The organism is Gorillibacterium terrae (assembly GCF_051594785.1).
Lineage (GTDB): Bacteria > Bacillota > Bacilli > Paenibacillales > NBRC-103111 > Gorillibacterium.
This window is the reverse complement of sequence record NZ_JBPPGI010000012.1, coordinates 26,630-39,631: the sequence shown is the minus strand read 5'-3', so window position 1 is coordinate 39,631 and position 13,002 is coordinate 26,630. Positions and strand designations below refer to the sequence as shown.

13 protein-coding genes are annotated in these 13,002 nt (G+C 54.9%); all 13 read left to right on the top strand.

The window, feature by feature from the left end; all coding sequences use genetic code 11:
* Positions 1-477 (top strand): flagellin (locus ACSEXS_RS22480; protein WP_438435483.1); only part of this gene is annotated, 477 nt, incomplete at its 5' end.
* Between the two features lie 104 nt (positions 478-581).
* Positions 582-2,951: a glycosyltransferase gene (locus ACSEXS_RS22475; protein WP_438435482.1), complete on the top strand. Its 2,370-nt coding sequence runs from the start codon at positions 582-584 to the stop codon at positions 2,949-2,951.
* Between the two features lie 117 nt (positions 2,952-3,068).
* A complete protein-coding gene (locus ACSEXS_RS22470) occupies positions 3,069-5,603 on the top strand; it encodes a hypothetical protein (protein ID WP_438435481.1) in 2,535 nt (844 codons plus the stop codon).
* Positions 5,600-5,896: an EscU/YscU/HrcU family type III secretion system export apparatus switch protein gene (locus ACSEXS_RS22465; protein WP_438435480.1), complete on the top strand. Its 297-nt coding sequence runs from the start codon at positions 5,600-5,602 to the stop codon at positions 5,894-5,896. The genes ACSEXS_RS22470 and ACSEXS_RS22465 overlap by 4 nt, the downstream gene beginning before the upstream one ends.
* A 57-nt stretch (positions 5,897-5,953) precedes the next feature.
* Positions 5,954-6,403, top strand: a complete 450-nt coding sequence (fliS, locus tag ACSEXS_RS22460) for a flagellar export chaperone FliS (RefSeq protein ID WP_438435479.1) — start codon at positions 5,954-5,956, stop codon at positions 6,401-6,403.
* A gap of 16 nt (positions 6,404-6,419) precedes the next feature.
* Positions 6,420-8,192, top strand: coding sequence for a flagellin N-terminal helical domain-containing protein (locus tag ACSEXS_RS22455; RefSeq protein WP_438435478.1), 1,773 nt, complete (start codon positions 6,420-6,422; stop codon positions 8,190-8,192).
* A gap of 88 nt (positions 8,193-8,280) precedes the next feature.
* Positions 8,281-8,718, top strand: coding sequence for a YaaR family protein (locus tag ACSEXS_RS22450; RefSeq protein ID WP_438435485.1), 438 nt, complete (start codon positions 8,281-8,283; stop codon positions 8,716-8,718).
* Between the two features lie 128 nt (positions 8,719-8,846).
* A complete protein-coding gene (locus tag ACSEXS_RS22445; protein ID WP_438435477.1) occupies positions 8,847-9,248 on the top strand; it encodes a flagellar protein FlaG in 402 nt (133 codons plus the stop codon).
* Positions 9,249-9,295: 47 nt separating this feature from the next.
* Entirely contained in the window at positions 9,296-10,777 is a 1,482-nt protein-coding gene (gene fliD, locus ACSEXS_RS22440; RefSeq protein WP_438435476.1) for a flagellar filament capping protein FliD, read from the top strand.
* Positions 10,778-10,807: 30 nt separating this feature from the next.
* Positions 10,808-11,203, top strand: a complete 396-nt coding sequence (gene fliS / locus ACSEXS_RS22435) for a flagellar export chaperone FliS (protein ID WP_438435475.1) — start codon at positions 10,808-10,810, stop codon at positions 11,201-11,203.
* On the top strand, positions 11,196-11,531 hold the full coding sequence (fliT, locus tag ACSEXS_RS22430; protein WP_438435474.1) for a flagellar protein FliT: 336 nt from the start codon (positions 11,196-11,198) through the stop codon (positions 11,529-11,531). The genes fliS (ACSEXS_RS22435) and fliT overlap by 8 nt, the downstream gene beginning before the upstream one ends.
* Positions 11,532-11,928: 397 nt before the next feature.
* Complete coding sequence (locus ACSEXS_RS22425) at positions 11,929-12,126, top strand: cold shock domain-containing protein (RefSeq protein ID WP_438435473.1); 198 nt, start codon at positions 11,929-11,931, stop codon at positions 12,124-12,126.
* A 169-nt stretch (positions 12,127-12,295) separates the two neighbouring features.
* Entirely contained in the window at positions 12,296-12,844 is a 549-nt protein-coding gene (hpf, locus tag ACSEXS_RS22420; protein WP_438435472.1) for a ribosome hibernation-promoting factor, HPF/YfiA family, read from the top strand.
* Positions 12,845-13,002: the final 158 nt, after the last annotated feature.

Below are 13,002 nucleotides of genomic sequence, written 5' to 3'. Positions count from 1 at the left end.
CTGAACCAGCTGATGTCGGAAATCGATCGGATTTCCACGGACACGCAGTTCAACACCCAGAACTTGCTGGGTGGTTCCTTCAATGCGACGCTTCAAGTGGGAGCCAACAGCAACCAGGTTATCAATTTCACCATTGCCGCTATGTCCTCAGGCGCTCTGACCCTAAACGCAACGAATATCACGATTGCGTCCAACGCCCTGGCCAGCACGGCCATCAGTGCGATTGACGTGGCGATCAAGGCGGTATCGGGTGAACGCTCGAAGCTGGGTGCTCTGCAGAACCGTCTGGAGCACACCATCAACAACCTGAGCACCTCTTCGGAGAACCTGACGGCAGCCGAATCCCGGATTCGCGATGTCGACATGGCGAAGGAAATGATGGAACAGACGAAGAACAGTATTCTGGCGCAAGCTTCCCAAGCGATGCTGGCTCAAGCTAACCAACAACCGCAGGGCGTTCTGCAACTGCTTCGTTAATTCAATTAAACCAACCCTACAGGGTTGGTTTAAAAGAATAGCGTGCCATCCACAGATGACACGCTATTCTTTTATTTGATCGTTTTCAACCCAAGGAGGGGAACATGATGATGCCTTCAGAAGAACAGTCCCAGAAAGCTCACTCTAACGGGTTTTCTGGCTCTCCTGACGACTCTTCCTTACAGGAAGGAGTAACCCATCCGCTTGTTTCAGTTATTGTCCGAACATTCAACAGAAGAGAGCTTCTCCTTCGCTGCTTGAAGTCGCTCGAAGAGCAAATCTATGATCAATTTGAAGTGATCGTCATAAATGATGCCGGAGAAGACGTGAGTCAGGTTGTAAACAGTCGCACATTCCCCACTCGCTATCTTACGCATGAAACCCGGAAGGGAAAGGCTACCGCACTAAATACCGGTTTTCGACATGCACGGGGAACTTACCTAACTATATTGGATGACGATGATGTGGTCTACCCGGATCACTTGTCGATACTCATTACCGCTATAGAAAATACAGGGAATAGGGTTGTCTATACAGATTCTTTGTTGAGAATTGAAGAAAAACAGGGAGACAAATGGATATGTCGGGAGAAACGGCAGGAATATAGCCAACCTTTTGATTCGGCACTGCTCATGCAAACCAATTATATTCCAGTCTTGAACGTTCTCTTTGATCATAAATTGCTAAAGGAATATGGGTATGTTCGCGAAGACTTAGAGGTACTGGAGGATTGGGAGCTCTGGAGCCGGTTTGCGCTCGCTACCCCTTTCTATCACATCAAACAAGTAACCGCCGAATATTCCCAACGAATGGACGGAAGCAATGCAACCCAGTTGGAGGCTAACCGCTTTGATCCGAGCATGGTGAAAATCAGGAATAGTCGGCAAAATGACTACCTACCTATACCCCGCATGGGATTGATCAGACCGATGGCATCAAAAAAAGGAAGGGTGGAAGTCGCCTTCCTTCCTCAATCGGTGAGTGAGGCATGGCAAGGAATCGAAAGTTTTCTAAAGCAAACCGAATCGTTATCCGATATCCGGCTTAAGGTCTTGGATCCAGGCTGGCTAATTGAACTGCAGAAACAGAGCTTATCAGATTCGGTCGAGCTTGTGCCAGTGAGAGATATGAATGAACTGCCGGAGATATTGTGCACGAGCGATTTTTGCGTTGATATGGGAGTCCATGATAGTATCCGCAGTATTCTAGAAATGCTTGATATTCCACTTGTGTCAATCGATATAATGCGGAATTACATTACATCCCATCCGATATATCAGATATATTACCCATCCAGCCTTTCAAAACAAAGGCAGGTAAGCATTATCATGCTGACCCGCAATCAATTGGACTATACCGAAAAGTGTATTAGCAGTCTCTTCGCCCATACCGACAACTTCGAATTGATTGTGGTAGACAACGCCTCTACGGACGGTACTGTGGAATATTTAAGTGAGCTGATAAAAGCTAATCCCAACATAAAAGTCATCCTGAATTCAGAGAACAAAGGATTTGGAGCGGCCAATAACCAGGGGATTCCGCTGTGCTCTGGGGATTACGTCTTATTCCTAAATAACGATACGATTGTCACCGAAGGGTGGCTAACCGGCTTGGTTTCTACCCTTGAGTCTAATCCGGAATGGGCCATTGCTGGTCCGGTTACAAACAACATCGTCGGAATCCAGAAGATAAACGATCCTCAATATGAGCTTGCCCATCTGGATGCTTATTCGGCAGTCCATCAGAAAGCCAATCGGGGCAAAATGTCCGTTACCCATCGGGTTATTGGATTTTGTTTGCTCATCAAGAAAGACGTACTCGATAAAATAGGCGGATTCGACCTTCGCTACGGAATTGGAAACTTTGAAGATGATGATCTCTGTATTCGGGCTTGGATTCATGGTTACAAATCGGTGATCTGTCATGAAGTTTTTATCCATCATTTTGGGAGCGTAACGTTCAAAGAGGAATACCAACGTGAGTATGCCGGGATGATGATCCAGAACGCCTACTTCTTCCGAGATAAATGGTCATTGCCCTTTGAAAACCACGTTCTTGAACCGTTTTATGTTACCGGCATTGACTTGCTGGCAAGCCGCGAAAATGCTTATTTTCCTCCGGTGAGTTCGCACTCGGTTCCAACTTATTTAGAAGAAGCGTCCGCGCTATATGAGGCTGGAAGATTGGAACACTGCAAGATCGTTTTACGGATTGCCCTTGAATTGGATCCGGAGAACTTGGACTCTTGGTACAACCTTCTGGTCGTATGCATGGAGAATCAGGATTGGCGCGAAGCAGTGGATTGCCTTAATCACTTGCCTGAGGACTATGAGGATGTCGCGAAGTTAAAAGTTCGCGTCTGTCTGGAAATCGGTGATTTCGAACAAGCCAGAACGATTGTTTTGGACCATCAGAAATTGTACCCTCAAGATTCGGATTGGAAAGAGTATTGGAATGCCTTGACGGTCGTTTGATTCAATCGTAGAGGCTCTTTTCCCCGGTAAAAGGTTGTGGTTTCTTCGTTTGTTCTACTTCAACGGGCACCAGGTCTTACCGATATACCTAATAGAAGACATCGGAGGGGACCCGTCATGAAAATCACCGGCAGCCAGTCCGGCGCAGCCAGTACAGCCGCGAACACCGATCAGCCGCTGGAGCTGCGCAAGGGAGAGACGTACCAGGCGATCGTCAAAGAAAAGAAGAGCGCGAACGAGGCCGTCGTCCAAATTCGCGGGAAAGAGGTCGCTGTGAAAGCAGACGGCCTCTTTCCCGCGTCCGGAGAGACGGTGACGTTGACCATACAAGGGCAGGAAGCGGGCAGCATCAAAGTCAAGCTGGCGGAGTCCGGTAAATCGGGAGGAGCCTCGGGACCCGCAGGCGTTTCGTCCGCAAGCGGCGATTCCTACACCGCGAATGCCGGGCAGGTGGCGAAGCTGCTCGCCGATAAAGGCATTCCGCTCACCCGGGAAACCTCGGCGGCGATTCAACGCTTTATGGAGACGGCGGCGGGCACCGTCGAGGAGAAGCTGGACAGCTTGCGCGCCCTGCTGGGCAAAGGGCTCGAGGTCACCGGCGAGCAGCTCCTAGCGGTGCACGCGGCGCTGCACGGCGAGCCGCTGTCGGCTCAGTTGGAGCGGCTGGCTGCAGCAACAGCGGGCAGCTCATCCAGGCAGGCTGCCGCGCTGTTGGAAGCCCGCCAGCTCGCCGCCGAGATCATTCGGCAGGCGGCTAACCTGCCGGGCGGGACGCAGCTCGCGGCGAAGCTCGGGCGGCTGCTCGGCTCGGCGGCCGGCAGCGGCTCTGCAAGCGGCGCTTCCTCCGCCGGTGCGGCAGATACGGTCGCCGCGCTGAAGGAAGCGCTGCGGCTGCTGCAGACAGGCGACAGCAGCCGGGCCGCTGCGGTTCTGGAGCGGTTGCTGCGGCAAGCAAGCGAAGAGGAAGTCGGACGGCCTGCGCCATCCGGCAGTGCAGCCCTTTGGCAGGCTTTCGGACAAGCCGCGGCATCATCAGCCGACGCTCGTACCGCAGGCATGGTCGAACTGTTGGGGAAGTGCGCCGAGGAGCCGAATCTGAGCCGCGTGGTCTACGAGGCCAAGGATCGGCTGCTTGCTGCGGATGCTCCGGACCGGGAGCAGTGGGAGCAGACGTTGTCTGCGGTGCGCCGGGAGCAGCTCGCCGGGCGGGATGATGCGGCCCGAGCTCTGCTTGCCGATGCGCTCCGCGAGGCCGCGGCTCACAGCCTGGCACAGACGCCCGACACGACAGACCGGCTATCGGCGACTGAGGCCGTATCCTCCCCGGAAGCGGAAGATCGCTTGTCGGCGCTCGCCTCCAAGCTGGCCGAAGCCGCCGGCTCCGGCAGCTATGAGCGCAGCGGTGAGCTCGCCTCGCTCGGCCTGTCCTCGCAGACCGTGGTCGTCACCCAGGTGACCGCCCGGTTGGCCCGGGCCGCGAACGAGTTCCGCTCGCTGAAGCGGGAAATCTCGCGCAGCCTGGATCATCTCGCCCGCCTGGCGGAAGCTTCGCCGCAAGCGGCGTCGCAAGCCAAGGGGCTGCTCGATGCCTCCATCGATCTGCTCGACAAGGCGATCCTGAAGAGCGACATCACGTCGCTCACCGACATGGGAACGGAGAAGAAGCTGCTGCTGGCGAGCAGTCAGCTCGCCTCCGCCCGCAAGCATTTGCTGAACGGCAATGCCGGGGAAGCCCGGCAGGTCTTTGAGCGGGTAAAGGCAGACCTGGATGCAATGAACTGGAAGCCTGCCGATGTGAAGGTTCGCCATCTGCTGACCGGTGAATCAGCCCGGTCCTCGGCATCTTCGTCCGCTACTGCCGCTACCACTGCCACATCCGCTTCCGCTTCTGCGTCCCGCGAACTCGTTTCCCGATGGGAGGCCGTCACCTCCACCGCGAAGAACAACGAGGGCTCCGCCCGGCAAGTGTTCGAAAGCCTCCGTGCGCTCGGTCTCAACCGGGACAGCGAAACGGCCCAACGCCTGGCCGCCTCCAGTCCGAATGATGCGGGAACGGGAAGCGGCTCGAACCCGGGCCAAGGCCAGGCCGGGCGCGAGCCGCTCGACGCCAATCTCAAATCCATCCTGCTCCGGTTGGCCCAAGACGACGCCTCGCCTGCTGCCAGGCCGGCCGAACAGGCTCTCCAGAGCTTAACCGGACAGCAGCTGCTCAGCAAGACGGAGACCGGAAGCCCGACGCAGAGCTTGATGTTCCAACTGCCGCTTCCCCTGAACGATCGGGTCGCTCCCGTCAACGTTTTCGTCCAGTCCCGCAAGGAAGGGGATAAGATGGACTGGGAAAATTGCAGCCTGTACTTCGCCTTGGAGACCGAGAAGCTGGGCGGCATCGGCATCCAGTTGACCTCCGTCGACCGGACTCTGTCCATCACGATGAAGAACGACCGTTCCGATTTCAAGCAGCGGATGGAGCCGCTTGTCGCTTCCTGCAAGGACAAGCTGCAGGCGCTCGGCTACCGGGTGTCGCAAATTCAGTATACTCCCTTGACGCCGCCGGAAGAGGCCGCCCTTCCGCGGACGGAAGCAAAATCGACCGGAGCCGAAGCCTCTTCGCCCGCCGCAGCCTTCTCGAAAGGATTTGATTTCAAGGTATGATGTACAACTATTTCAATCTCAAGGCGAAGAAAGCCGCAGGCGGCAAAAGCGCCACCGTTCTCCGCTATGACAGCGGATCGGACAAGGCACCGGTAATCGTGGCCCAGGGCCGCGGACAGATCGCCCGCCAGATCATCGAGATGGCAAAGAAGAACGATATTCCCATTCAGGAAGATCCGCTCTTGGTCGAGAACCTGATCGACATGGACCTCGGGGAGAATGTGCCGCCGCAGCTGTATTCGGTCATCGCCGAGGTGCTGCTGATGGTAGAGGATATGGAAAAAAACGCTTAACAAAACCAGGCGCAGCGCCGATATATACACTAGCAAACCTCTTAGGGAGGCTGTCCTTTGGCCATCGAACCGATCACCGAGAACGAGTTATACCACTATACCCCGGAGCAGTTGACGAGCTTGCTTTATGATTCTTGTCTGGCCCGTCTGGGGCAGGCTGCAATAGCGCTTGAGCACGGGGAGTACCTGGAAGTCAACCGGCAGCTGCAGACCTGCCATGATATCCTCCATCGGCTGGGCGGCGGCCTTAACTATGAAGCGGGCCTGATTGCCGACCAGTTGGAGGCCTTATACCAATACATGGCCGAACGGCTCGTGTACGCCAACGTCCACAAAGATCGGTCAGCCGTGCTGGAAGTGCACAAGCTGCTGGCTACGATTCAGGATGCCTGGACCGCCGCCTGCCGGAAGCGCAAAGACGCCCAGCCGGTCTCGGCCCGGATGAGGGCCAAGGCGTATGACACGGAATACGACTTTGCCGCCGGCAACGTCAATTTAAGAGAGTAGATGGAGGAATCGACCGATGCGCATCAATCACAACATTCAAGCCCTGAACGCTTACCGCAACCTGTCCCGCAACTCGACGGACATGTCCAAGCATTTGGAGCGGCTTTCGTCGGGTCTCCGAATTAACCGGGCGGCGGACGATGCAGCCGGCTTGGCCATCTCCGAGAAAATGCGCTCCCAGATTCGCGGCCTTGATATGGCCGAGCGCAATACGATGGACGGAATCTCCCTGATCCAGACTGCGGAAGGCGCGCTCGGCACCACTCACGAAATCCTGCAGCGCATGCGGGAGCTGGCCGTTCAATCTTCCAACGGTACGCTGGAAGATCAGGACCGCACTGCGATTCAATCCGAGATCGACCAGCTGACGCAGGAGATCGACCGGATTGCCCGGACGACCCAATTCAACTCGAAGCCGCTGCTCCGGGGGGCCGCCGAAGGCCGATCCTTCGCTTCGACCGCTTCCACCGATCTCGTGTATCAGGGATCGGGCGTCTGGGGCGGAGCCGTGATGGCAGAGCCGAGCGATCCCGCGGCGGTCGACCTGAACGCCGATCTGTCCTTTGGCAAAGCCGGCAAAACAGCGATCAACGGCCAGACGCTGACGATCAACGGGAAGACCTATGAGCTGCAGACGGATGTAACCCAGCCCGTAGCGAACGGTCACATTGCTGTGGATGTGAGTACCTGGACAAGTCCGGCGACCACCGATGCCGACGGCATCGCCAACATCAACAAGTTCATGGGAGCACTCAAGACGGCCGTCGAAGCCAATGACCCCATGCTGAAGGCCACCGTGACCCCGGCGGTCGACGATGCGGCGGCAGCTCCCGGCGTGCTGGGCAGTAACGGGATTCTGACCGTAGAGACCCTCGACAAGATGACTCCGGCGGATGCCAAGACCATCGGAGTGGGCAGCGGCGTTACGGGAGCCGCCTTCTTCGAGAAAGGGAAGACGACTCCGGCTTCCTCGATGCTTGCTCCGGAAGCGTCCGTGCTCGCCAAGACCGTGGGCGTCTCTCTGGTAGAGGTGCCCAAGCCGGGAGATTCCCTGACGATCGACGACGTGGAGATCACCTTCGGGACGTCCAGCACGACCCCGGCTCCCACCATCGTGACAGACGGGAAATCCATCTATGATATTCTGGATGAGATTAAGGGATACTTGGCGGACGAGAAGCTGGGCGGCAAGCTGGAAGACATGGCGAGCTGCGATGTCATCGGCAATACCCTCCTGCTGAGCACGGCCAAGACCGACGGCGGGACTAAGCCGGATGGCACCAGCAGCGGCCTGGACCTTTGCATCCGCGACAACGACTTCGCCCAGACTGCAGGCAAAGAGCTGACGATCAACATGCAGATCGGCGCCAACGCCGGCGAGAACATGAGCGTCAGCATCAATGTGATGGACGCGGCCAGCCTGGGCCTCGCCCGGCAAGCCGACCACAAGACGCCGATCACCAATGCGGGAGTCGATGCCGTCGCCGGGCTTGATTTCACCACCGAAGCCAGCTCCAGCGCCGCCATCGGCGTCATCGACAACGCCATCAAGCTGGTGTCGGAAGAGCGCTCCAAACTCGGCGCTTACCAGAACCGGATGGAGCATACGGTGGACAACCTCGGCATTGCCAGCGAGAACATGACCTCCGCCGAATCCCGCATCCGCGATGCCGATATGGCCAGCGAAATGGCCGAATACACCAAGTCGAATATCATCAACCAGGCGGCGACGGCCATGCTGGCCCAAGCCAACCAGCTGCCGCAAGGCATCCTTCAATTGCTGAAATAAGCGGATTTCATCGCCGGGGAAGAGGAGGAAGCTCCTCTTCCTCTTTTGTCGGCTGTGGTATAATGGAAGCGAAAGGCAGGCGATGAACGTGCAGGTGCCCAAGGTAACAAGAAGCTCGCTGGATGCCGTGAAGCCGAAGCAGGAGGGAATCGGGGAGAGCATGACCTTCACCAACCTGATGGCGGACCGGCGGATGGAGCTCGACACGGATAAGCTGAACCGGAAAGTCCAGGACATCGAGGACCAGGGCAAGGTACTCGCCCAGTCGCTCAACATCGAGGATCTCCGCACCTATAAACAGATGGTCAAGGACTTCATGCAGGACGCCGTCAAGCACGGACTCAAGCTGGAGGAGCGGCGCGGCTTCAACCGCCGGGGACGGACCAAGATCTACAAGATTGTCACCGAAGTGGACAAGAAGCTGCTGGACCTCACCGACACCGTCCTGAAAAAGCAGGAAAAAGGACTGAAGGTGCTCGATCTCGTGGGCGAGATCAAAGGCATGCTGCTGAACATTTACGCTTAACGATACCCGGGACTCTTTTTCCTTGCGGAGAGTCTCTTTTTTGTTGGCATTTTCCCGGGAAAGCTACAGAAATCGCCTCTTCCCGCCGATAAGAAGGATAAAGGAAGCTTGGATGGAGGACATGGGGCATGAGTGCGAATGATCTGTCTCTTAGCGGGTTGGGAGCGGCCGGGCCGGTTGAGAAGGCCGCAATGGTGAAGCCGGTCAAAGCGGAAACCTCGGTTGTGCAAAGGGAGTCGTCTTTGCCGATCGAGAATGCCAGGCAGCTGAAGGAAGCGGAGCAGCGCGGCGATAACGTGTCGATCAGCGACCAGCAGCTCATCCGTTCGATCGAACGGGCGATCAAGGCGATGGAGGGAGCCAACACGCAGCTCGATTTCTCCATCCATCAGAAGACCAAGCAGATTATGGTGAAAGTGCTGGATAAGGATACCGGCAAGGTGATTCGCGAGATTCCTCCCGAGAAGACCCTGGACTTCGTGGCGAAGATGTGGGAGATGGCGGGGATTTTAGTGGATGAACGAAGATAATAAAATATTGGGGATTTCAAAAAGCGGGGAATAGGGGGCAGAAACTAATGGTTCAAAGAGTAAGCGGCTTGGCCAGCGGCATGGACGTCGACAGCATCGTAACCAAGATGGTCCAAGCTCAAAGAGTTCCTTTGGACAAGCTGGTCCAAAAAAAGCAGACTCTTTTGTGGCAGAGAGAAAGTTATCGTGACTTTAATACCAAAATTCTCGACTTTCGTAATAACAAGCTCTCCACATACCGGCTTGAAGGTACATTTAATTCAAAAAAGGTGAGTATTGGAGGAGACACTGGCGCGATCTCTGCCAAGGTCAACGGGGCAGTCACAGGTTCCAATATGACCGTTAAAGTTGAGTCGCTCGGTACGGCGGCAACAAACGCAAGCACGGATAGCTTGGATCTAACGGGCACAAGTGTAATTACCGGTCCCCAGACTTTCTACGTAAATGGAAAGAAAATCGTCACGGATGAGAACGAAACGCTGAATTCGATATTGGCCAAAATCACGAATCAAACCAATGTTTCTGCCTATTATGATGAAAATGTGAAGAAAGTTTCATTTATTGCAAAGAACACGGGAAAAATGACGATTAAGGATATGAACTCCCAGGAAGATTTGCCCGATAAAATGGACACCATCCAACTTTCTGGTGACTTTTTGACCAACACCTTGAAAATGGGTGCAGGAACTGCCGGAAAACAAGCTTCCGTATATGTGAATGGAATCAAGTACGAACCGAATTCTAACGTATTTACCGCAAACGGAGTAGAAATTACTTTGCTGCGTGAAAGTCAAGGTGCTGGCTCGAATCTTTCAATCAGTACAGATAGCGATGCTATGGTAGACAAGATTAAATCGTTTGTGACAGATTACAATGCAATGTTGAAAAGCCTAACGGATACGATAGATGAAACCCGGTACCGGGATTATGCTCCGCTTACCGAAGAACAAAAGAAAAGCATGACGGACACGCAAATCGAGCAATGGGAGAAAAAGGCCAAGAGCGGTTTGCTTCGCAATGACGATATCCTCAGTAAGGCTGTACAAAATATGCGTTACTCCATCATGTCTAATGTGGATGCGGGAACGGGCAGCAAGTACAAGAACTTAGCTTCTATCGGCATTACCACCGGAAGTTATCTTGAAAACGGGAAACTGTACTTGGACGAAACCAAACTAAGAGCGGCGATTGAGGCGGATCCCAACGCCGTAAAGAATATCTTCACTTCTAAAGGCGACCTCACAGATTCAACAAAAAACGTTGGCGTCGCCGAGCAAATGTATCGGAGCTTCAATGACATCCAAAAGTCCATTATGAATAAGATAGGCTATACCAGTTTGGATGACTCAACTTCGCGAGATGAGAGCATCATAGGAAAACAAATCTATAATTTGACAAAGCAAATTCAGTCGGGTGAAGATCGAATAAAAGACCTCGAAGATCGGTACTATAAGCAATTCTCGGCCATGGAAACAGCGATCAACAGCTATAACAGCCAAAGCGCGTATCTCTCCAACGCCTTCAAGTAAGCTAACCAATTCAACCAAGGTGGGACCATCATGATCCAGTATCAACAGCAGCAAAACCGTTACCTGGAGACAACCGTTGCGACCGCTACCCCCGCCCAACTGCTCATTATGCTCTGTGATGGGGCGATCCGGTTTATCCGCCTTGCCATGGAGGCCATGAAGAACAATCAGCCGCAGGAGGCCAACCGCCAGTTTCAGCGGGCGCAGGCCATCGTCAGCGAGTTTATCATCACGCTCGACCGGAGCGCGCCGATCAGCGAGAATCTGCTCCGGCTCTACGATTACTTCAACCGTCGGCTGATCGAAGCGAATATGGCCAAGGACCCCGAACCGGCGCAGGAAGTCATCGGCTATCTCCAGGAGCTGAAGGAGACGTGGATGCAGGCGGCCAAGAAGGCAACGGCCGACAAGGTGAGCCATGGATGAGCTGCTGGACCGGCTGTTGTTCCTGACGGAGGATGTGCTTGGCCGCCTCGAGGAGCTGACCAGCGACGAGCTGGCGGAGTGGGTGAAGGCCCGGGAAGCCCTCATCGAGCAGATCCGCCGGCAGCCGTCGAAGGAGTTTCGCGGAGAAGAGCGGCGACGCAAGGTGGATCGGCTGCTCGGCCAGTCGCCGGCCATTGTCGCCCGGATGGAGGAGCTGCGGGCGGAGGCGGCGGGCCATCTGAACAAGCGCGGCCAGGCTCGGCTTCAGAAGAGCGCGTACGACGCCGTCGTCGCGCCGGACAGCTTCTATATCGACAAGAAAAAATAGCTATAGCCAATTTGTCAAGACCCAAGTGATGGCAGGAGGATCGCCGCGCTTGGGTCTTTGCTTGTGAAACGGGCCCCTTCGATGATCCAAGCTTGGCGAGTTCTGCCACTTCTCCACAGACTTATCCACAGGATGTGGATATTGTGTGCAAGTCCTTGCAGGCCAATGAAAATAAGGTTACATCCTCAAGGTCAGTGTGAAGAACTTGTTAATTGTCGAATTTTCCGATAACTCGGTGCGGGAAATGGGGAAACCGGGAGCATTTTGTAAGCGGTTTAAAACGGTGCTGGGCGCGGGGACATGCCCCATTGGGCACGTTTGACAATTCTGTGGCCGCAGTGTTATATTCAGAGGGAAGCGGCAGCGCTTTACTTGAAGATGAAGGGAATGTTCGTGCATGCAAGGTCGTGTAAAATGGTTTAACGCAGAAAAAGGTTACGGTTTCATCGAAACGCAAGAAGGCGGCGACGTATTCGTACACTTCTCCGCGATTCAGTCTGAAGGCTTCAAGTCCCTGGACGAAGGCCAACAAGTTGAATTCGATATCGTAGAAGGCGCACGCGGACCGCAGGCTGCCAACGTAGTGAAGCTGTAAGCAAACGGCTGAGAGTTCGAGCCGTTCCTACATAGAATGGAATATGGGCTCCAGGAAGCGCTCCGGATATCTCCGGGGCTCTTTTTGTGTCCCTCCCGCCGCGATTGTAAAAGGATTTTGAAGCCGGGCGGCGAATAGATTATAATGTAACCGAGAGGAGGAGTAATCGATGAAATACACGATCCGCGGTGCCAATCTCGAATTGACCGAAGCCTTGAAAGACTACGTGCAGAAGAAGCTGAACCGCTTGGAACGCTACTTTGAAGCTCCCCCCACATCCGATGTCAGCGTCACCCTCAGCGTCGTCCGCGACCTGCAGAATGTGGAAGTGACGATCCCGCTCCCGGGCGTCCTGCTTCGGGCGGAGGTCAAGGGCAACGACATGTACGCGTCCATCGACCTCGTCACCGAGAAGCTGGAGCGGCAGATCCGTAAGCACAAGACCAAGGCGAACCGGAAGATCCGCCAGGTCAGCGGCATGCGAACCTTCCGCGAGGAGCCGAACACGCCTCAGCCGCATGACGAGGACGAGGAGTTCGAGCTCGTCCGTACGAAACGGTTTGCGCTCAAGCCCATGAACGTAGATGAAGCGATCCTGCAAATGAACTTGGTCGGCCACAGCTTCTTTGTCTTCGCCAATGCCGACTCGTCGGAGGACATCAACGTCGTTTACCGCCGGAATGACGGAACGTACGGCTTGATCGAACCGGCCCGTTAATTCGAACGAAACCAACCCGCTCTCGCGCGAAAGGGAAAATTCCCTGAAACGCGGGCGGGTTTTTTACGTATAGTAGAAGAACCGCTCGTCTTGCCCAGCGCAGACGACCTAAATTGTTGCTACCGGGTTGACAACCTGTTACAATTTCTGTGTACACG